Origin of the sequence: Dethiobacter alkaliphilus AHT 1, from assembly GCF_000174415.1 — a bacterium.
Lineage (GTDB): Bacteria > Bacillota > Dethiobacteria > Dethiobacterales > Dethiobacteraceae > Dethiobacter > Dethiobacter alkaliphilus.
In genome coordinates this window covers 66,558-87,046 of record NZ_ACJM01000001.1, presented here as the reverse complement: position 1 = coordinate 87,046, position 20,489 = coordinate 66,558, and the positions used below count along the sequence as shown (strand labels likewise).

The following is a 20,489-nucleotide window of genomic DNA, read 5'->3' as shown; positions in this document are numbered from 1 at the left end:
AGTTACTTATGAATGTATTTTGGCGGGAGTAGGTGGGAATCGAACCCACCACGGACGGATCAACGCCCGCCATTGGATTTGAAGTCCAAGGCCCTCACCAGGTAGACATCTACTCCCACCTGCTATTATGCCTGAAAAAGCCCTGAAAATCAAGGTCTTTAAGGATGTAATTATTCTCAGATATGAGAACTGCCTATCTTAAGTAAGATCCCAGGATTACCTGAAAAGTAAACAAAGAGGCTCGAGCAGAGCCTCTTTGTGGTTCTAATACTTTTGGACCGGAATTTGCACTTCTGTTAGCCATTCTTCCGGATTGTCTTTATTCCATATTCCGTCAATATAGGACTCGCGGGGCAGGCCTGTTATCTGGTAGCCGTTTTGTTCAATCCAGTTCATCAGTGCCGCGTAGGCTTTACCGATGGTGCTGTACGGCCCTTTGTGCATCACAGAGGCTGCCGTTTCTACCTTTTCAATTCGTTTAAACTTCATGGTTTCCGTATCCTCACCAAACCCGGTAACGGCTTCGCAGATTTCCACGTCTATATCTGTTTCTTTGTATTCCCCGTCGTGGTAGATGGTGAAACAATATTCGGGAGTTTGGCAGGTCAGGTTTTGTGCTTCCATTTGTTTACCCATTTCAGGATAAAGGGTGTTAAAAGCTTCGTAGTTGGGGATTACCTTACGCATTGAAGCCACAATCACTTCCGGCAATTCTTTGATAAGCACATTATATTCCATATTTTTGGCCTCCTGTTTAATAGAATCAAGATAAAACTCAATGCGGTTTAGTTTTTCCTGCTCCTCTCTGAGGGCACGGGCAATCTCCTGTTGTTTGCTTTCCAGGATCTCAATCATTGTGGCAGGAGTGTCTTGCTCCAGGGCCGATTTGATTTCCTGCAGGGAAAAACCAATGCCTTTCAATGCCAGGATTCTGTGCAGCCGCGGCAGCTGGCTGGCCGAATAAAAACGGTAGCCGGTAAAATCATCCACATATGCAGGTTTAAGTAACCCTATGTCGTCATAGTGTCTCAGCGCTTTGACCGATATTTTGTTGAGTTTGGAAAACATCCCGATTTTAAACATAAATCTCCTTTTGGGTGCGCACCAGTTGATTTATGATTTAAGTATAATTCCTCCCCTTACAGGAGAGTCAAGTTTTTTTAAAAAATATTTTTTTACATGTAAAAACACCACCTGCGCAAGGTGGTGTTTCTAGTAGAACAAGCTATTTTTTTGCTGTGAGATTCAGCACCACAAACCATGCCGGCATAAGAAGCAAAAAATGTGTTAGAGGTCTTTGGCGCTATAGATTCCCTGTGATATTTTCATGGATACCAGATATAAAGTTAATACCACCACTCCGGCAAGCGCACCGGGAAGCCAGTTAAAAACATCGGACAGACTGTTAATGATATCTACTGCGAAAACCAGATTGCCGGCCATATACTGTTCCACTATAATGCGGGGCAAAAAGAAGAATCCCAGGAAGAGAAAAATGCTGAGGGTGCGGGTTGCAGCAGAGCCAAAGCGGAAGTAAAGCGGGTAATACAAGGTTGCGGCGAAAGCAACCAATGCTGCAGAAAAATAGATATCACTGCCAATAATAGAGCGAGGAGCGGCTATGGGCAGGGGTAAGATGTTAACCAAAATGGCTGTGAAGTATAGCATGACCAATCCAATTACCATATAGACAAAGACAGCAATATATTTGGCTGTTACTATACTGCTTCGCAGCACCGGCATACTGCTAATCAGAATATCACTGTTATTTTTTTCATCATTGGTGCTTGCTGTGATTAAAAACATATAGGTGACAATCACACCGCCCATAATATAGATAAATCCCTGAAATGCTTCGTTGGAAAAGACGATGAGCATAAAAAAGTTGTAGAGAAAAACAACCAGAAAGGTTTTCTTTTGTATTAACAGGTCCTTCGTTATCAGATGAATCATTATGCTTCCCCCTTTACCGTATAAAGCATGATCTCTTCCAGGGATGCTTTTTCGATTAGCGCCCGCCCATCGAACATCCGGCGGGCAGCATCGGCATCTGCCGTCAGGCCCTCAAAACCGTAAGGGCTGTTTCTCAGGCCCACAAACTGTTTTTTCATCTCTGTATCCAGTAACTCAGAGCTGCCTTTAACCAAAGCGTAGGTTTCAAACACCGCATCTTTTTCCAAACTGAATATCAGTTTGCCGTTATTTATAAAGGTGATGTAATCTGCCGTGCGATCCAGGTCACTGGTTATATGGGTGGAAAACAATATGCTGCGGGTTCCGTCCTCAATCATTTCAGCGAAGATATCAAGCAATTCTCGGCGAAAAACCGGGTCCAGGCCGGAGGTGGGCTCATCGAGTATAATGAGTTCCGCATGGTGTGATAAGGCAACAGCCAGAGCAAATTTGGCTTTCATCCCTTTGGAAAACTGCTGAATCTTTTTCCCCCGTGGAAGGTCAAAACGCTTCAGATAGGTGTTAAAAACCTGCTTATCCCACCTTTTATAAAAGGGAGCCAAAATTGCCTGCAATTCCATGGGTGTGAGCTCTTCATAAAAGTGGTTATCGTCATAGACAAAACCTATACGCTCTTTTACTGCAATTTCATTTTCAAGATTATCCATACCAAAAAGACGCACCGTGCCCGCATCCCTTTGCAGCAAATTCATAATCAGCTTTATTGTGGTTGTTTTACCTGCTCCGTTTGGGCCGATAAAACCCATAATAAAACCCATCTTCATTGTAAACGTCATATCCAGAGCAAAGTCGGGATATGACTTCTTAAGATCATTGACTTCCAGAACATTTTCCATTTATTTTTCCTCCCATAACAGTCGTAGCATTTCCTGTAGTTCCTCTAAGCTGATATTTAAAACGCGGCTGTCATCTACGATTTCGGCCAGTTTCTCTTCAATTATCCGCAGTCTTTTCTCACGCAGCAGCTCTTTGTTTTGCAGTGCTACAAACGATCCCTTGCCGGGTACAGTCTCAACAAACCCTTCCTGCTCAAGCTCCTCGTAAGCTCGCTTTGTAGTAATCACACTAATCTGTAGATCCTTTGCCAGCGTGCGAATTGATGGCAACGCACTACCTGCCTTTAACTCTCCTTTAAGAACACTTTCTCTGATTTGCCTGGCCACCTGCTCATAAAGCGGTTCATCTGAGGCATTGGAAATTATAATCCGCAAATAATCACCACCCATACTGTATATGAACAGTATATACAGTATGCACACTATTGTCAATAGTTTAAGTAGAAGTATATCTGCCCACAAAGAGAGGGAATATAAGTATAGTTCAATTTTACTGATTGGATGTGAAAAGTTTGAAGACATATCTGGCTTTAGGTATTAAGTTTGCCATGACACTTTTTGCTGCAGCTGTTGCTGCTTTAATTTCCGGATTGACTGATTGGTGGTTGATTCTGTTGGTTGGCCTGGTTGGCGCAATTGTGAATTTCATTATTGGCGATATGGTAATACTTCCCGGCTTTGGTAATATTGTAGCCACCATTGGTGACGGAATCACTTCAGCACTGCTGGCCTATGTCATTATCATCAGACAATGGGCGGGAGTAAGTGTGCTGCTTTTTGCCATCTCCTTTGGGATTCTTGTGATGATCGGTGAATATTTCTTTCATAGGTATCTTAAAGGGAAGAAGCTCTCAACCAACCCCTTAGAATGAAGCATCCTCATTGGATGCTTCTTCTTTTTTATTCAGTTTGAATAGGTGCATTATGCTTTTAAATAAGTTAAAACTAATCCTGAGTGGCAAAAAAATTGAAAGGAGCATACTATGGCGGATAAAAAATTTAAACAGACGTTTATGGGTATACCTATTGAAAAGCACGACACTGCAGCCTGGGCCGATATAGAGGAAATGAAAGCAATTTCGCAGGTGAATCTGCCTGCGGAAGAAGATATCCGTAATGCCAAGGAATATGTGGATACCAACCAAAAGTAGAAAAGCAGGAAGGCGTTTGCCTTCCTGCTTTTTTGCTAAAGTACAGTGTTTTCTGCCAGGTGTTTATACTTTTCATATCGTTCCCTGGCGTGATGGGCGGCAAGTTCGAACATTTCCGGGGCAATGTCGGGAAAGACATTCTTTAGCTGTGCGTAACGGATTTCTCCGTGAATGTACTCTTTAAAATCACCCTTGGGTTCTTTGGAATCCAGGATAAAGGGATTTTTGCCTTCCTGTTTTAAGTCGGGATTGTATCTAAAGAGATGCCAATACCCTGCTTCCACAGCCTTCTTCTCCTGCAGAATGCTGGTACCCATTCCTGTTTTAATACCGTGGCTCACACAAGGTGAGTAGGCAATAATCAGGGAAGGCCCTTTATAGCGCTCCGCTTCCAGAATGGTTTTCATGGTATGGTTCATGTCGGCTCCCATGGCGATTTGCGCTACGTAAACATAGCCGTAGGTCATGGCCATTAAGCCCAGGTCTTTTTTGCGGTTCTTTTTACCCGCTGCCGCCAGTTTGGCCACCGATGAGGTGGGTGTGGACTTGGAACACTGGCCGCCGGTATTGGAGTACAGTTCCGTATCCATAACAAAGATGTTGATATCATCTCCACTGGCCAGCACGTGATCCACACCGCCAAAATCAATATCGTAGGACCATCCGTCGCCGCCGATGGCCCAGACGGACCGTTTAATCAGGTAGTCCTGTCTCTTCATGATTTCGGCAACGGTATCGTTACCGGAGTAATCATTACCGGCAATAGCGGACAAAATCTGCTTGGTGGCCTCCTTAGAGGCTTCAGCATCATTCATGCCGTCAAGCCACATCTGAAATGCTTTTTTCAGATTATCATCAACGGAGGACTTCATGGCCTGGCGCATCAACTCCGCCAGCCTTTCTCTGATCTGCCGCACGCCTAAAAACATGCCGTAGCCAAATTCCGCCGCATCTTCAAAGAGCGGGTTGATCCAGGTGGGGCCTTTTCCTTCAGCGTTTGTTGTATAGGCTACAGACGGAGCGCTGGCTCCCCAGATAGATGAACAGCCGGTGGCATTGGAGATCATCATTCTGTCGCCAAAGAGCTGGGTTAAAAGCCGGATATACGGGGTTTCACCACAGCCCGGGCAGGCGCCGTTAAATTCCAACAGCGGCCGGACAAACTGGATTCCCTTGACAGTGTGTGGGTTTACCCGCTCATCTTTACTACGGATGGTGGTAGCAAACTCCCAGTTTTCATTCTCCATCTCCATTTCCTGCTCCGCCGGCTTCATAATCAGTGCTTTGCCTTTAGCAGGGCAGACATCAGCACAGTTACCGCAGCCGGTACAATCCATGGGAGCAACCTGAATACGGTACTGAAGGTCTTCCAGGCCTTTACCGGAGGCTTTCTTTGTCTTAAATGTATCCGGTGCCCGCTGTACCTCCTCATCGTCCAGCAGGTACGCTCTGATGGTGGCATGGGGGCAAATATAGGCGCACTGGCCACACTGGATGCACTTATCTATTTGCCATTCCGGCAGCATGGGTGCTATCCCGCGCTTCTCATACGCTGTTGTCCCTAAGGGGAATGTCCCGTCTTCCATCCCTTTAAATGTGCTGACCGGCAGTTCGTCTCCTTCATGCCGGGCCATGGGCCGCTGGATATTCTGAACAAAGGGAGGTTCTTCTTTGACAGGAGCATTTTCTGCCTGAGCCGTTGACCATTCTCCTGGCACTTCCACTTTGTGCAGGGCTTCAATGGCCCGGTCCACGGCGGCAACATTCATATCTACAATGTTTTGCCCTTTTTGTCCATACATGTCTTCAATTGATTTTTTCAGATGTTTTATGGCCTCATCTACGGGGAGTACTTTAGCCAGTTTGAAGAAAGCTGCCTGCATAACCATGTTGATTCTGTTACCCAGGCCCACCTTATCAGCAATGGCTTTGGCGTTTATTATATAGAACTCTATATTGTTTTTAGCCAGATACTGTTTCAGCGTTGCCGGCAGCCTTTCCTCCAACTCGTCGGGCTGCCAGGAACAGTTTAGGACAAAAGTGGCACCTTTTTTTAAACCTTTGAGCAGGTCGTAGTGGTAGATAAAGGCCGGATTATGGCAGGCAATATAGTCGGCGTCGTAAACCAGGTAAGGAGAGCGAATCGGTTTTTCACCAAAACGCAAATGAGATACGGTGGTACCGCCGGACTTCTTGCTGTCGTAAGAGAAGTAGGCTTGTGCATAGAGATCCGTATTATCACCGATGATTTTGATGGCTGTTTTATTTGCGCCCACCGTACCGTCTGAACCCAGGCCCCAGATTTTGCAGCTGACGGTGCCCTCAGGGGTGGTATCGACGATATCGGTTTCCGGCAGGGATGTATGGGTAACGTCATCTATAATCCCCATGGTAAAGCGGTCTTTGGGGTTTTTTTCTTTTAAGTTGGCAAAGACGGAGATTATCTGCGACGGACGGGTATCTTTGGAGGAAAGGCCGTACCTGCCCCCCACCACAACCGGTGCCGTATTGGAATCTTTAAATGCTTTAATTACATCCAGATATAGCGGTTCTCCCGCAGAACCGGGCTCTTTTGTCCTGTCCAGCACTGCCACCGCTTTAACGCTTTTGGGCACTTCCTGTAAGAAATGCTTTTCCGAAAACGGCCGATAGAGATGGACTTTAACGGCACCCACCTTTTCACCTTTATCCAGCAGATAGTCTATGGTCTCATAGATCGTATCGCACACAGAACCCATGGCAACTATCAGGTACTCTGCATCTTCTGCGCCGTAATAGTCAAACAGTTTGTAGCGGCGCCCGGTGATTTGGGCGATTTTGTCCATGTAGTCCAGCACAATCTCAGGAATGGCATTATAGAACGGATTGGCACTTTCCCGTTGCTGGAAATAGATATCGGGATTCTGTGTTGTGCCTCTGACCACCGGATGCTCGGGGTTTAGAGCCCGGTTTCTGAACTCATCAATGGCTTTTTGGTCCACCAGGGTTCTTAGGTCATCATGGTCAATAACATTAATTTTTTGGATTTCATGGGACGTTCTGAATCCATCAAAGAAATGCAGGAAGGGGACTCTGGCTTTAATGGCACACAGATGGGCCAAACAGGCCATATCCATCACTTCCTGCACATTGGAGGAGGCAAGTAGTGCCACTCCTGTCTGACGACAGGCCATCACATCCTGATGATCCCCGAAGATGGACAGGGCATGGGCGGCAATGGAGCGGGCAGACACATGAAGCACCCCGGGCAGAAGCTCCCCGGCCATCTTATACAGGCTGGGAATCATCAAAAGCAAGCCCTGGGACGCTGTATAAGTTGAAGTCAGGGCGCCGGACTGCAGAGAACCGCGCATGGCGCCGGCCGCTCCTGCTTCCGATTGCATTTCTATAACCTTTACCGGCTGGCCGAAAATATTTTTCATGCCGTGTGCGGACCACTCATCAACGCCTTCTGCCATGGGTGTTGATGGTGTAATGGGATAAATGGCAGCTACCTCCGTCAGTGCATAGGAAGCATAGGCTGCTGCCTGGTTTCCATCCATGGTCTTTGTTTTTCCCATTTAAATTCTCCTTCACTGTTTGTTTACTAGCTTTATTATTACAATGATGTGTGAGAAGAATGTATGAAGAATTCCTTTACCTGACATTGTTGATGAGAAAACTATTAAACCTACCGGCAAGCTTCGACATTTCGCTGGAAGTTTTTATGCTATACTACAGGAAAATTATTTTTAACAGGAGGACCATGAGGAGATGAGTAATTATGAAAGAATGCTTTTTGAGCAGAACTACAACCACGTAAAAAAACTCATGGTTATATATTGCTGCAATACACAGCAGGCCGAGGATTTTACCCAGGAGGCCTTTTACCGCGCTTGTGACGTACTCCCACCACCTGTAAGAGGTGGGGGCTTCTTGGGACGTATCAGCTAGTGCTGATATAATTACCAAGCTATCCCCGTTCGCCCAACGGTTCTTATCACACTAGGCAATACCAAGTATTCTGCATCCTTCAAGCTTTATATTGATGGCGGCGTTTACGTCTCGATCTAAGGTGGTTCCACATCGTTGGCATGTCCATGTCCGTTCACTTAGAGATAGCTGGTTATTTTTTTCTCCGCAACAATGGCAAAGCTTACTTGAGGGGTACCATTTATCTATGGTTATCAGTTGTTTACCCTGCTCTGCCAGCTTATATTGCAGAAATCGTTTCAGCATGCCAAACCCGTTATCGTTTGTTGATTTTGCCAGGTTTAATCCCTGAGCCATGTATTGTAAGTTCAGATCTTCAATTACAACTGCGTCATAATTGTTTGCAATTTTTCTGGATACGTTATGCAGGAAGTCTTTGCGCTGGTTTACTACTTTTTCATGAAGTTTGGCTACAATTTGTCTTTGCTTTTCTCTGTTTTTGCTGCCCTTTTTTCTTCTTGATAATTTACTCTGTTCTTTTTTTAATCTGGCTTCTGCCAGACGATAGAATTTTGGATATTCCGGACTGCTTGCTTGGCTATCGACAAACAGTGACCCAGAAGAATAGTCCAAACCTATCGTTGATTCTATTGTAGGGGCAACTGGCTTAATTGCCGCTTCCCACTCAACTAAGATAGAGATTTCATACTTTCCTGTTGCCTTTTGACTAATAGTTGCCGATTTTATTACTGCATTTTTTGGTAACTGCCGGTGGAGTTTGATATGGACATTTTTTAGTTTTGGCAGTCGTATCGTTTTACTGTCAATCAATCGAATTGTTCCCTTTTGATTGTTTGTTGTGTATGATTTTTTGCTTTTGTGTTTGCTTTTGAAGTTTGGAAATCCTATTGAGGGGTCTCGATAAAAGTTTCTATAGGCTGCATTTAGATTGAGTTGAGCGTTAGCCAGTGCCAGACTGTCTACTTCTTTCAGCCAGGGATATCTCTTTTTATAATCTGCAGGCAGGGCATATTTCTGTTGTTTTAGAGCTTCTTTATTATCTCTGTACTGCTCATAGACGGCCATACGGTTTGCAAGCATCTGGTTGTAGATAAAACGTACACAACCAAATGTTTTTTGCAGTAATATATCTTGCTCTTTATTAGGATAGAGGCGATACTTGAAAGCTTTTATCATCGCTTTTCTCCTCGACTTACAATATAATTTTGAATTATTTTCACAGGTGCTCATCAACTTCTTAGTATCTTGCGAACATTTGTTTGCGCCTAAATTATACCAAACGAATGTTCGGATGGCAAGTATTTATTGAGAGGTAAAAGCAAGCAATTCATATCCCGCCTTCGCTCTCACTAAAGTGAGCAAGGTGGCTTAGAGGCGGGAGACTTCTTGCCCTAAGAATGTCAAATCCCGCCTCCACCGGGCCCGGGTTAAACTACGGACTCTACTGGATGCAGAAAAAAATGGTTTGAACATAATTTAGCACATACATAGCTTTAATAACTGCTTAAAATACCTTATAAGAAAGGCACGCTTATTCAGTTCCCTCAGCGCGTGCTTTTCAATACTGGTTACCTTAGCAGCTTCGCTAACTGCGAAGCGTTATTATTTCCTACCAGCTTTATATTGCATTTTTGATGAGCTTTAGGTTTTCAGGGTAGTAGTATGAAAACAGGCTGACTCCATGTGGGTCAGCCTTGTTTTATCAGCACAGATTATTGAGTTCTTATTAAGTCACACCTTTATTTATGCTTTGCGCCGGGCTGAAAAAAGCAGCCAGGCACCGCCACCCAAAACAACAATCAGCGCAATAATAATATAGACATTTATGGTGTCTGAAGCGGTATTCACAGGCATGGCACCGGCCTCCAGTACATCCAGGTAAAGCGCGGAATTGTAACGGGTGCGGTCATATTCTTCCCCCTGGTACTCTCCCTGGCGGGTGGTGTCCATAAGTGTTGTTTTAATCATCCAGCGACCGCTTTCAATTGGGGTAAACGACCAGCTGCCGTCTTCATCCGTTGTCACTTCCATTGCCACCTCTGTGGGGCTGACCAATAAAACGGTTTGTCCGGCTATGGGTTCGCCGTCGTAATGCAATTGCGCGGCAAATTCCTCGTTAACCTGAAGTAGCGGAAGCCGTGCACCGACCATTTCCACCGGTAACATGGTTTGGGAAAGTTCTCCTTGGTATTGCTCTCCTACAAAAAGTGGCGTTTTGGCATCATAGAAGCGAAGCTGAAGTCCGTCGTCGGGCGTACGGTCCAACACCCCACGCGGTATATTTGCCACAACCCAATGTAGCCCTTCCTGCAGCGGCGTAAATGTGGCCGTGTATCGGTCTGTTTCCCGTTTAAACTGCAGTTCTGTTTCATCTCCGTCTGGATCAATAACAAAAAGCTGCCCGTCAGCAAACCGCTGAAAAAAATCATGTTCATAATCATAATCATCGGGAAAATGACCTAATGTAAACTCGATTGTTGCTTCTTCACCGACAGCCCCGTCCTGGGAAACATTTAAAATAATTTCATGCGCAACTAGACTTCCGCTCAAAAGAAATACCATCAATATTGCCAACAAGCCACATCTTAACCACCTGCTCATGAAAAACACTCCTTGCTTGATTTAATATTGAACAACTCACCCTTTGCAATAATAAAAGCCCTAACCAACAGGTTAAGGCTAACTTATAGAGCAAAATACACGCCCCGAAGCAGTCACCTCCCTATGCTCGTAGGTTTTGCGGCTAAAGAAAATAAGCAGGTCTCCTGGCTTAGGTTCATCGTCTTTTTCCGCCTTCCCGGCTTAGAGCCAGTGGCATTATGGAAAAGACTTCCCTTTACAGTGGCGGCACCGCACCGGATTCTCACCGGTTTCCCTTTTTACCTGAAAAAGATCAGGCCACTCATTTTCATTATCCATTTTTAATTAACTTCCACTTACAGCGCTGTTGCACAATCTTAATTCTCCCTTTGACAGGAAATATCCTGCTGAAGCAGGGTTTTAACACAAATTTTGCTTTTGTGACATGGACGAGGGGACAGGTTTGTGTGTCCACACTTTAGTCAACATAAATTTAGAAGTAGGGTGTTTGTATCAGAACTACCAAGGAAACGTGGACAGTTGAACCTGTCCCTCTGTCCACGAAAAAGAAAAAGCTGGCCTTGCGGCTAGCTTTGCTTAAATTATGCGTTTGATTTTTTGCTGGCAAAGAACAGTGATACTGCTCCGCCCAACAAAACACCGACAATAAAGGCCAGAATCATGTTGGTGGTGGAGCCGTCGTTTGCTGCAGGTGCCTCTTGAGCAGCGGGAGCTGTGGCGGCCACTGCTTCTTCACCGGGGATTTCAACCACAAGTGTGGTTGTTCTACCGGTTTTTTCGTAATCAGTACCTTCCACTGTACTGCCCTCATCGGTTTCAAAACTGACTTTTACAAGCCATGTACCGGGTGTGGAAAGGTCAACGCTGAATGTACCGTCAGCTGCAGTTTCACTTTCTACGATAGCTTCGTCTGGGCCATATGCGGAAACTGTGGCGTCTGCCACCGGCTCGCCTTCCAGCAATGCCTGGCCACTGAAAGTGCCGGTTGTAATTGAGTTAATGTCTGCATCGGGAATGATTTCAAAAAACAAATCAGTAGGTTCGGTGGAAGTGGCGGGGCCATCTCCCACAACAAATACGGTTTTAGCCAGTTGGACGCTTAAACGGGTAATACCATCACCGGGGGTATAAGTGCCCGGTGCACGCACTGCCCAAAACACGTACTCCCCTTCTTCCTGGGGAACTACAAACGCCCTGCCCTGTACCCCTGCGGCTTCCAGTTCCAGTTCCTCAGTTTGACCGTTAGGGTATCTTACAAACAAAGAAAAAGTTTCCACATTGGCAGGATCATAAAAATCCCTGATATGTCCCCAGGAAACGTCCACACGCAGTTCATCGGCAACCGGCATATGTTCTACTTCAATCCACAGTTCATGGGCAGAAGCCATGGATCCTAACATTAAAACCATCAGACAAACAACTGTAATAAGTACTGCTTTTTTCATATCTTTTTACACTCCTTGTTTTATATATTATTACTGACCCCTGCTCTACTCTGTCTGCAAAGCACCCCTCCCACAGTCATATTACTAAAAACAAATTCGTAACACTCGAGAAACATAAAAAATGTGTTACCTTTTTATATATAGTAACACATTTACATTTCGACTTTATAGCATATATTCCTGCCTCTAAATAGAATTTTTTATAGTTATTTCACTGCCTATTTCCAACAAGGGACTTTAAACTTACTGACCATCAGATATGACATACTAATCATTATAAGGGGGAAGACAAGTAAAGGCAAGGCAAAAAAATGATGGATCAGAATTGTGCCGGCAAGTATGGATCCTGCAATGGTAATCGGTACGCCGGTAAAATATTTTCTGGGTTGAGAGACGTTAAACCGGGCCAGGCGAATTGCACCGCATAAAACAAAAGCCAGCGTTACGAGGATGTCAAAGAGACTTAGTTGGCTTAAAGACACAACATAGACCAACAAAGCGGGCGCCACCCCAAAAGAAACCAGATCGGCCAGGGAATCCAGCTCCTTGCCAAAAGCAGAGACTGCATTTAGCCTGCGGGCCAGTTTGCCGTCCATACCGTCTAAGATGGCACAAATCAGAATTAAAATAGCTGCTAAATTACAACGATATTGTATGGTATGAATTAAAGCCAGTGTTCCCAGAGCCAAGTTTGCTAATGTTACGATATTGGGGATCTTTTTCTTATTCATTAAACTCTCCCTTGATGACCATAATGCCGGCCTATGGTGTAGATGATGGTCCGCTTTGGGGCTTAACGATAATGCGGCACCAGACGCTGCGACAGGGTATAGATCCCCAGGTAGGCGGCGCTGAGGATAAACACAAACCAAAATGTCACAAACCGCAAAACAAGTGCCATGGTCAGTCCCTGAGCCAACGGGACACCAATTGGAGCCAACAGAAACAACATACTGCCCTCAAAAGAGCCAAGCCCTCCCGGTAGAAGCGGCACCATGGCTACCATATAGGCAAAGTAAGTAATAACTGCAATTTGGAGAAAACTCGCCTGCAGATGCAAGGCATGAGAAATGAGGTAGGCCTTACAGGCAAAAAAAGCCCACACAAGGACGGAGAGAAAAATGAAGCCCAACATCTTCCTGCGTTGTACAAGAGCCTGCTGCAAACAATGATGCAATGACTCGGCAAATGCAGTCAGCTTGTGCCTTGCTTTTTTAACTAAAGGCAAACAACATAACACGGCGATTAATCGCTGCGGGGCAAAAACCAAGCCCAGGACAAGTGCCAGAACCAAGAGCAGAAAAGCCAGGCTAATCAACAGAACTGTTCCCTGATGGCCGTGTACACCGTAAAGATTTAAATACCAAACCATACCTATGATATTAATTAGGACAAAAGTAAAGATACTGGCCGCTTTTTGTAAGCTTACCATTGCCACCGCCTGCCCGGAGGTTAGTCCCATTTGTGAGCGGAATAAATATGCTTTGGTTACCTCTCCACCGGTTTTTACAGCAGGGGTGACGCTTTCCACAAAAGCTCCGGCCATATTGACGTAAAGGATTTTTTGTAAGGGAATATTTTGCCCGATAGCCTCTCCTGCTTTTTTCCACTGGAGATTAATCAGGAAAATGGTAAGCAGTTGCAGAAGGCAGGCGTAGATAACAGTACTGCTTTTTACCATACTGAGGTGCATACCGATTTGGTCGATATCAGCAAACCAAAGCAGGCAGATAACGGCCAAGATACCAGCTAAAGGAAGCAACATGCGTTTCACAGTACCACCTCCGGTTTTGACCTGAGCACAAAAGTTGTGTCCACTGCTACCCGCCGCTGCTTAACGCGGTTAACCAACCAACGCCTGGCAAGCTGCCCCGCTCCCGCTTCAGCGGGACTGCGCATCAATACCCGGACTCCTTTGGGAGCCGTTGTCCGGATGTTTTCCAGAACCTGCTCTCTGGGAGAAACCTGTAAGGCTATATGTACGACAGAAAAATCTGCTGCATTTACGCCTTGGCCATCGGAGAACCGGACCGACAACTTATTTGCCAGGCCCATTTTTTCCACCAAACGGGAAGCCATCTCCACCGCACTTCGGTCGTTATCCATCACGGTTACATGTGCTCCGGTAAGAGTGTGGATACGCAGCGCCGTATAGGGCAGCGGCCCACCACCTATACAGAGAACACGGTCACCGGCGGAAATTTGGGCAGCCGCCACTTCCTGCTCAACCAAACGGTTATAGTATAAGCCGTACAGTCCGATAAGGCAGGGAAACATGGCACCTGCTTTTTCAATTGTCCGGGTAACCTTTACTCTGGGATGCATAACAATACTCCCCCTGTATTGGTATTAAACAAACAAACTAACCACCTGATTTATTAGACCGCCAAAAAACAGTGCCGCCACAATGGTAGCAAGGCTAATGGAAACAGCCAGTTTCAGGCCAAATTCTTTTACCAAGACGCCAAGTACCGAGATACATGGGAGATAGAATAAGGCCACAACAGAGCCAACAAGTAGCTGCAAGGTGGTTAAGTCCATTTCCAGCATGGGCAGAACCGCCAGTTCACGGCGGACAATGCCAAGGATCAGTGAAAGCGTAATCTCACCGGGCAGGCCGAGCCAACCGGCAACCAGCGGTTCAGCATAGACGCTGACATAAGCCAGGAAACCGGTCTCCGCCACCAGAGCGGCAACGCCAATTCCAAGCAGCATGGGGATTTCCGCTTCCATCAGAAAGTGCCGGGTACGGATGGTAATTTTATTAATCAGAGCTTTGCGGTCCGGCTTTAGAAGGTTGGGAACCTCCAGGAGAATCGGATCAGTTTTACCGGGAATCATTCGGTTTAATATCATGCCGCCAAAGATGATGGAACCCATGGAGATCAAATAAACCAGCACCAGAACCAGGGCAGATTGGGCGCCTAAAAGGGCGATAAAAGCTGCGGTTTGTGATACGCACGGGATAGCAAGGGAAACAAGTGAAGTTACAATTAAGCGTTCTTTAAAGGTGGTGGCTGCCCGGGTACCCAGGATGGCGGGAACGGCACAGCCGTAGCCCATAAAAATTGGAATGATATTACCCCCCTGAATACCTATGCGCGCTAACACGCCGTCTACCAAAACAGCCAGACGCGGCAGATAGCCGCTGTCTTCCAGAAATGAAAGGACAATATAAAACAGGAATACATAAGGAAGGATAAGAGCAAAAGGCCATTCTATCCCTTTAATTAATACTCCGTACTCGCCAACCAAAACGTTACGCAACATGCCCTCAGGCACGAATCCGGAAATAACCCGGTAAATAAAGGGCATATACAGGTCATTTATCAAGGGCAGCAATAATAGGCTGCGCAGCGCCTTCCCACCACCGACCACCACGCCCAGGGCGGCTGCCATAACCAGTACAGCTATGGGCAGGCCGGGAAAAGGCATGATCATCTGATCGCCAAGCTTTTCCCAGAACGTGGGGTGGCGGTGCTCAACGCGCTGGACGTTTTCTGCTATACGCCCTACTTCCTGCCACCGTTCTCCCTGAGTCATGGCCACTTTCTTCTCTCCGGCACAGCAGGCTTCAGCCAGGCCATAGGCCTGCTCCAGGAGCTCTCTTAGGCCTACATTGCGGATAGCCACCGTGGGGATTACCGGAGCATCCAGTTCTTTTTCCAGGGCGGCCACATCAATGGTAATTCCTTTGCGCTCGGCAACGTCCAACAAATTAAGGGCAAAGACAATGGGTAGACCAAACTCCTGCAGCTGCAGGGCCAGATTTAGGTTGCGTTCCAGGTTTGTGGCGTCCAAAACACAAATTACCACATGGGCGCCCTGCTGCAAAAAGTCAACTGCCACTTCTTCTGCGCAAGAGGTGGCCTCCAGTGAGTACGTTCCCGGCACATCAATTAGAACAGCTTCCTGTCCCTTAAAGTTCACTTTTCCCTGAGTATACGTAACAGTGGTCCCGGCATAATTTGCGGCCAGGACCTCTCTGCCGGTTAGCTTGGAAAAGATTACACTTTTTCCTACGTTGGGATTACCCATGAGAAGGATTCTCATTTGATGGCATAAGTTATGTAGCTTCTCTTCGTTTCCGTGACATTGCAAGTTTAGAGCACCTCTTTTACTTCAATCTGTTCTGCCACACCCCGGGCAACGGCGATACTGCTTTTGCCCAATTGAACTACAATAGGGCCGCCAAAGGGCTGACTGGTAACTACACGAACTGTTACGCCTTCCCGCAGGCCAAGGGCGTTAAGTAATTTGATATCAGGTAACTGCTCAATGACACAACTGGTTGCCTTCTTAACTTTGTTTAATGGCATAAATGTCACCTCTTTAATTTTATGAGAATGAAATCCATTCTCATCTACAATTATAAAACGGAAGCCTTTCACATGTCAACATATTTTTGTCACAATATTGTCACACAATTTTTGAGCAAATGTCCCTGCTAAATAGCAAAAAAGCTATGCTGACAGTGAGCATAGCTTTGGGGTACAGCCATCTGCTTTACCCTTTTTTCATTTTATTTTTTTTAACATTGATAAAATGTCCCAGGGAAGCTACAAACATAAAAAATGATACACCTACAGCTGCCGCCAAAGGACGGGGTAAATCTCTTTGTACTTCACCGGGGATATAGGTGGCCCGGTGGCCCAGGCCGTCATCGGCCACTGCTCTGGAAAACGGTACCGGTGGACGCACACGTCCGTCTTCGTCAACGTTACCTTCCCAGACCATTTCATTATCCTGATATAAGCGAAGTGTGGCGCGACTGGCGATGGTGTTATCGTCATAGCGTACCAGGAGCATTTCGCCGTCCTGCTCTATTAGCATACGGTGCGCATGTACTTGAGAGGGCAACACGGCCAACATCAGTAAAGCAATTAACAATACCGTTGTAACTTGTTTCAATTTAATCATGTAACAGGGACGCTCCCTTATTTTTTTGCAAAGCGACTGCCAGAAAGCCTGCAACAAGCCCTTCACCCAACATTACAGGAGTATGGGATAAAAAGATAACCACAACACTGGCAAATGGAAACCCTGTCAACAATAGCGTAGCAGACAACAGAAAAACCATAATGATTGCAGCAACAAAACCTGCCAAAAAGGCAAACGTGGTTACACTATGCCGCCATTTTGGGAAAAGATAGCGCAAGCGAAAAATATAATACCCGGCTAGCGCAGCCATACCAATATTAAAGGCGTTTACTCCAAGTGTACTGACGCCCCCATGCTGAAACAGAAGCATTTGAAAAAATACAGCTACTGCCACGGACAGAAAGGCTGCCGGACCTAACAGTATACCGGCCAACCCTACAAAAGTGAAGTGCACCGATGTTCCCATCAGTGGAAAGTGAAGTAACGAAGCGCAAAACACTGCGGCCGTCACCATTGCCACTTTAGGAACATTATTCATCTTGAACCTGGTCCCTGTAACCACAGATAACGCTCCTGAAAGAACCAGGCCATACGCAGCAAGAGACCCGCTGATAACGCCTTCCTGAATATGTGCCATAACACCCTCCGTAACAAATATTCTTAATTAGTAACACACATACTGTAAAAAAATACTCAAGAAGAGTATAACATATTTTTTATGTATGTGTAAGAGTACTATAGAAATTCTCAGTTTATGTTGAAATGCAGAGATGTTTTACTTGCGTACGGTTAAAGCCAGTTTAAGATCTACTGTGCCGCGTTTTGAATATATCCACCCTTGCCGAAATAGATGCACCATTGTTTAGCTGATGCTGTGTGAAGTATCCTCTTCGATGGAAGGGGAAAAGTAGCGAAGCAGGTCATAATTATGGTATAATTAGCTCACAGGAATAAAGGAGATGAAAATTATGCCGCGCATTATTCCAATTAGGGACCTAAAAAAAACAAGTGAGCTTTCGGAATTGTGTCGTGAAGCCAAGGAGCCTGTTTTTATAACAAAAAACGGCTATGGTGATATGGTTATAATGAGCATGGAAACCTACGAAAAAACTATGTTAATGAACGATATTTACAGAAAACTAGATGGCGCTGAACAATCCATTGCTAAAGGTGAAGTAGTGGATGGCTTTGAATCTATTAGAAAAATAAGAGAAAAGTATGACCTATAATCTTATTGTTTCAAAAGAAGCCCACGAGGACATTGATGCTATTGTTCATTACATTGCTAACGAACTTGCTAACCCGACAGCAGCAGTAACTTTACTTAACGATGTAGAAAAAAGCTACCATGCTGTTGTTGAAAACCCAAGCATGTATAGCTTATGCCATGATGCCAGACTTAGTAGTAAGGGATATCGAAAAATTGTTGTCAAGAATTATCTAATACTATACCGTGTTGATGATGAAGCAAAGACCGTTTAATTGTGAGGATAATTTATGGTGGCAGAAACTATGCTGATCTAATCTAAAGTGATTTACTATCGCTATGCAAAGGGTTTTATGGCAGTGATACAGAAAGGTAAGACCCCTTTCCATCAGGGAGGCCTGATGGCCGGTGCGGTCATCGGTACTTTTGAAGAAACTCTGGAAACCATGGCGGCGGTGGCGTTTTTTATTCCGCTGATTATGGATATGGGGGGAAACCTGGGCACCCAGTCCTCCAGTATCTTTACCCGGGCTTATGTGCTGGGGCATATTAATATGAAAGCTTTCTCCAAGCATCTGGCCAAGGAAGTGGGCGTTGGCTTAAGTATCGGTGTTATGCTGGGAATCCTGGCTGCCATTGCAGCTACCGTGTGGCAGGGTAGTCCTGAATTGGGCATTGCGGTGGGACTGGCGCTGGCGGCAACCTGCACCCTCGCGTCGGGCTTGGGCTTCTTTATCCCCTGGATTCTGGTCCGCTTAGGTATGGATCAGGTTGCCGGTTCCGACCCTATTATTACCACTATTAAGGATATCACCGGTTTGCTGATTTACTTCTTCCTCATTAACCAGTTCGTCGGGTTAATCTAAGGCATCATTCCCATGTTTGAAGAGTGTGGAGGAGAGATACATGCTTTTTTAATGATTGAGTTCTTCACCCTTTTTTAATGGGGTAATAGCCGGCCCCTGGATTATTTCTCCGTCATAGGTAAAACGGGAACCATGACATGGGCAGTCCCAGGATCTTTCTGCAGAGTTCCAGTTTAACTCGCAGCCTAAATGGGTGCAGGTGGTATCAACAACATGCAGTTTTCCGTCCTCGTCTTTGAATACTCCTGCTTTTTGCCCGTCAATGTCTACTATCTTTGCCTCGCCCCGCTCCACATCAACCTCCTCCGGGACATAGGTCAGCTTTCCGCTGATTAGCTGTGACGCCACATTCAAATTTTCCACTACGAAAGTTTTGGCCGAGGCTGTGATTGTTTTGCGGGATGGGTTATAAACTTCCTGCCAGGGGCTTTGGCCATGCAGCATTAAATCTTTAATAATCCGGGCCGAAACCATACTGTTGGTCATCCCCCATTTTCCAAAGCCGGTGGCCAGATAGAAATTGGGTGTATTTTCGCTGAAATGCCCCACATAAGGAACACCATCCAGTGTCATGCAATCATGAGTGGACCAGCGGTAGGGGATGTCTTCCACGGTATAGTTTTGCCGGGCAAAATCCACCAGGGCCTGGTAATGCTCTCTGGTATCCGGTCCCTGTCCCGTTTTATGGTGCTCACCGCCAACAAAGATTAACTCGCCGTCCTCTGACGGCTGATAACGCAGGGAGCGGCCCGGCTCTTCTGCGGTAATGTACATACCGCCAGGGTAGGGTTCTTTTGCTTTAATGGCCACCACATACGAGCGGTCGGGATAGATTCGGGCGGAGTACAGTCCTGCTTTATTATAAATGGGGTAATGGGTGGCCATAACAATTTTTTCTGCCAATACTTTGTGGCCCTGATCTGTTTTGACAGCATATTGCTTTTCATCATCTATGTCGATGACCCTGCTTTGCTCAAAAATATGGCTGCCATCACCGGGAATCTTCTCTGCCAGGGCCAATAGATATTTGCGGGGATGAAACTGTGCCTGGTCTTCATAGCACAGCGCTCCTTTAACCTTAAACGGCAAATCCACATCTTCTGTGAAAGATGCTTTGATCCCTAATTCTTTTGCTAGTTCAGCTTCGTCCACAAGCTTTTGCAAATACCCCTCCCGCTGCGTAAAGATATACGCAGACTGAGGTATGAAGTCACAATCAATATTGTGTTCAGTAACGATATCGCTAATTAAACGAATCGCCGTTTCATTGGCCTCTGCGTACTGCTTAGCCAGTTCAACGCTCATTGTTTGCTTAATTTTACTGTAGATCAGTTGGTGCTGCGAAGTGATTTTAGCCGTTGTATTGGCGGTAACTCCCTGAACAATACGGTCGGCTTCAATTACAGCCACCGTCATCCCTTCACTCTTTAACAGCCAGGCACACGTTATGCCGGTGATACCACCGCCAATGATGGCCACATCCACTCTTATATCCTCATTTAGTTTGGGGTAATCTGTTTGCCGCGTTGAAGCCAACCAAAAAGACTGGGGTTGTTGATAAGATTGTGTTGTTTCAGACTTATTCATATGCCGCC

Annotated in this window: 22 protein-coding genes, 1 tRNA gene and 1 riboswitch; of the genes, 6 read left to right on the top strand and 17 right to left on the bottom strand. The window is 45.8% G+C overall.

Features of this window, described 5'->3' with window-relative positions; translation table 11 throughout:
• Positions 1-20: 20 nt before the first annotated feature.
• The 5 genes from DEALDRAFT_RS00455 to DEALDRAFT_RS00435 all read right to left on the bottom strand — a co-directional run bounded on the left by DEALDRAFT_RS00455 (position 21) and on the right by DEALDRAFT_RS00435 (position 3,185).
• A tRNA-Sec gene (locus DEALDRAFT_RS00455) sits at positions 21-117 on the bottom strand.
• Positions 118-264: 147 nt separating this feature from the next.
• Positions 265-1,083 (bottom strand): MerR family transcriptional regulator, encoded by an 819-nt coding sequence (locus DEALDRAFT_RS00450; RefSeq protein ID WP_008513802.1) that lies wholly within the window; start codon positions 1,081-1,083, stop codon positions 265-267.
• Between the two features lie 204 nt (positions 1,084-1,287).
• A complete protein-coding gene (locus tag DEALDRAFT_RS00445; protein WP_008513800.1) occupies positions 1,288-1,953 on the bottom strand; it encodes an ABC-2 transporter permease in 666 nt (221 codons plus the stop codon).
• Positions 1,953-2,810 carry an ABC transporter ATP-binding protein gene (locus DEALDRAFT_RS00440; RefSeq protein ID WP_008513798.1) on the bottom strand — a complete coding sequence of 286 codons (858 nt, stop codon included), beginning with the start codon at positions 2,808-2,810 and terminating at the stop codon, positions 1,953-1,955. The genes DEALDRAFT_RS00445 and DEALDRAFT_RS00440 overlap by 1 nt, the downstream gene beginning before the upstream one ends.
• Positions 2,811-3,185, bottom strand: a complete 375-nt coding sequence (locus DEALDRAFT_RS00435; protein WP_008513796.1) for a GntR family transcriptional regulator — start codon at positions 3,183-3,185, stop codon at positions 2,811-2,813.
• Positions 3,186-3,322: 137 nt separating this feature from the next.
• Here DEALDRAFT_RS00435 and DEALDRAFT_RS00430 point away from each other — a divergent pair, with 137 nt between their 5' ends.
• Together DEALDRAFT_RS00430 and DEALDRAFT_RS16330 are read left to right on the top strand one after the other, a co-directional pair.
• Entirely contained in the window at positions 3,323-3,682 is a 360-nt protein-coding gene (locus DEALDRAFT_RS00430) for a DUF2512 family protein (protein WP_008513795.1), read from the top strand.
• A 111-nt stretch (positions 3,683-3,793) separates the two neighbouring features.
• On the top strand, positions 3,794-3,961 hold the full coding sequence (locus tag DEALDRAFT_RS16330) for a CDIF630_02480 family spore surface protein (RefSeq protein WP_008513794.1): 168 nt from the start codon (positions 3,794-3,796) through the stop codon (positions 3,959-3,961).
• 35 nt (positions 3,962-3,996) lie between these two features.
• On the opposite strand, the gene nifJ is transcribed toward DEALDRAFT_RS16330, so the two are convergent.
• The gene (gene nifJ, locus DEALDRAFT_RS00425; protein WP_008513793.1) at positions 3,997-7,521 is read right to left on the bottom strand and encodes a pyruvate:ferredoxin (flavodoxin) oxidoreductase; all 3,525 of its coding nucleotides are present in this window, start codon (positions 7,519-7,521) and stop codon (positions 3,997-3,999) included.
• Between the two features lie 193 nt (positions 7,522-7,714).
• Between nifJ and DEALDRAFT_RS00420 the strand changes: the two genes are divergently transcribed.
• Positions 7,715-7,894, top strand: a complete 180-nt coding sequence (locus DEALDRAFT_RS00420; protein ID WP_008513792.1) for an RNA polymerase sigma factor — start codon at positions 7,715-7,717, stop codon at positions 7,892-7,894.
• A 51-nt stretch (positions 7,895-7,945) separates the two neighbouring features.
• Here DEALDRAFT_RS00420 and DEALDRAFT_RS00415 read toward each other — a convergent pair whose 3' ends face one another.
• The 10 genes from DEALDRAFT_RS00415 to DEALDRAFT_RS00365 form a co-directional block, all read right to left on the bottom strand.
• Positions 7,946-9,070, bottom strand: coding sequence for an RNA-guided endonuclease TnpB family protein (locus DEALDRAFT_RS00415; protein ID WP_008513791.1), 1,125 nt, complete (start codon positions 9,068-9,070; stop codon positions 7,946-7,948).
• A gap of 567 nt (positions 9,071-9,637) precedes the next feature.
• A complete protein-coding gene (locus tag DEALDRAFT_RS00410; protein ID WP_008513790.1) occupies positions 9,638-10,495 on the bottom strand; it encodes a DUF4198 domain-containing protein in 858 nt (285 codons plus the stop codon).
• 137 nt (positions 10,496-10,632) lie between these two features.
• Positions 10,633-10,815, bottom strand: a riboswitch (cobalamin riboswitch).
• A gap of 261 nt (positions 10,816-11,076) precedes the next feature.
• Positions 11,077-11,940 carry a DUF4198 domain-containing protein gene (locus DEALDRAFT_RS00400; RefSeq protein ID WP_008513789.1) on the bottom strand — a complete coding sequence of 288 codons (864 nt, stop codon included), beginning with the start codon at positions 11,938-11,940 and terminating at the stop codon, positions 11,077-11,079.
• Positions 11,941-12,158: 218 nt separating this feature from the next.
• Complete coding sequence (gene pssA / locus DEALDRAFT_RS00395) at positions 12,159-12,671, bottom strand: CDP-diacylglycerol--serine O-phosphatidyltransferase (RefSeq protein ID WP_008513788.1); 513 nt, start codon at positions 12,669-12,671, stop codon at positions 12,159-12,161.
• A gap of 62 nt (positions 12,672-12,733) precedes the next feature.
• A complete protein-coding gene (locus DEALDRAFT_RS00390; protein WP_243441123.1) occupies positions 12,734-13,705 on the bottom strand; it encodes a lysylphosphatidylglycerol synthase transmembrane domain-containing protein in 972 nt (323 codons plus the stop codon).
• Between the two features lie 5 nt (positions 13,706-13,710).
• On the bottom strand, positions 13,711-14,265 hold the full coding sequence (locus DEALDRAFT_RS00385; RefSeq protein ID WP_008513786.1) for an SAM-dependent methyltransferase: 555 nt from the start codon (positions 14,263-14,265) through the stop codon (positions 13,711-13,713).
• Positions 14,266-14,289: 24 nt separating this feature from the next.
• Complete coding sequence (locus DEALDRAFT_RS00380; protein ID WP_008513785.1) at positions 14,290-16,041, bottom strand: ferrous iron transporter B; 1,752 nt, start codon at positions 16,039-16,041, stop codon at positions 14,290-14,292.
• A gap of 2 nt (positions 16,042-16,043) precedes the next feature.
• A complete protein-coding gene (locus DEALDRAFT_RS00375; protein WP_008513784.1) occupies positions 16,044-16,259 on the bottom strand; it encodes a FeoA family protein in 216 nt (71 codons plus the stop codon).
• Between the two features lie 187 nt (positions 16,260-16,446).
• Positions 16,447-16,860, bottom strand: a complete 414-nt coding sequence (locus tag DEALDRAFT_RS00370) for a hypothetical protein (RefSeq protein ID WP_008513783.1) — start codon at positions 16,858-16,860, stop codon at positions 16,447-16,449.
• On the bottom strand, positions 16,853-17,458 hold the full coding sequence (locus tag DEALDRAFT_RS00365) for an energy-coupling factor ABC transporter permease (RefSeq protein ID WP_008513782.1): 606 nt from the start codon (positions 17,456-17,458) through the stop codon (positions 16,853-16,855). The genes DEALDRAFT_RS00370 and DEALDRAFT_RS00365 overlap by 8 nt, the downstream gene beginning before the upstream one ends.
• A gap of 331 nt (positions 17,459-17,789) precedes the next feature.
• Here DEALDRAFT_RS00365 and DEALDRAFT_RS00360 point away from each other — a divergent pair, with 331 nt between their 5' ends.
• From DEALDRAFT_RS00360 to DEALDRAFT_RS00350, 3 genes are all read left to right on the top strand, one after another.
• Positions 17,790-18,050, top strand: a complete 261-nt coding sequence (locus DEALDRAFT_RS00360; RefSeq protein ID WP_008513781.1) for a type II toxin-antitoxin system prevent-host-death family antitoxin — start codon at positions 17,790-17,792, stop codon at positions 18,048-18,050.
• The gene (locus tag DEALDRAFT_RS00355) at positions 18,040-18,303 is read left to right on the top strand and encodes a type II toxin-antitoxin system RelE/ParE family toxin (protein WP_008513780.1); all 264 of its coding nucleotides are present in this window, start codon (positions 18,040-18,042) and stop codon (positions 18,301-18,303) included. Before DEALDRAFT_RS00360 ends, DEALDRAFT_RS00355 begins: the two co-directional genes overlap by 11 nt.
• An 84-nt stretch (positions 18,304-18,387) precedes the next feature.
• A complete protein-coding gene (locus DEALDRAFT_RS00350; RefSeq protein WP_243441116.1) occupies positions 18,388-18,894 on the top strand; it encodes a magnesium transporter in 507 nt (168 codons plus the stop codon).
• Positions 18,895-18,942: 48 nt separating this feature from the next.
• Here DEALDRAFT_RS00350 and DEALDRAFT_RS00345 read toward each other — a convergent pair whose 3' ends face one another.
• Positions 18,943-20,481: an FAD-dependent oxidoreductase gene (locus DEALDRAFT_RS00345; RefSeq protein WP_008513774.1), complete on the bottom strand. Its 1,539-nt coding sequence runs from the start codon at positions 20,479-20,481 to the stop codon at positions 18,943-18,945.
• Positions 20,482-20,489: the final 8 nt, after the last annotated feature.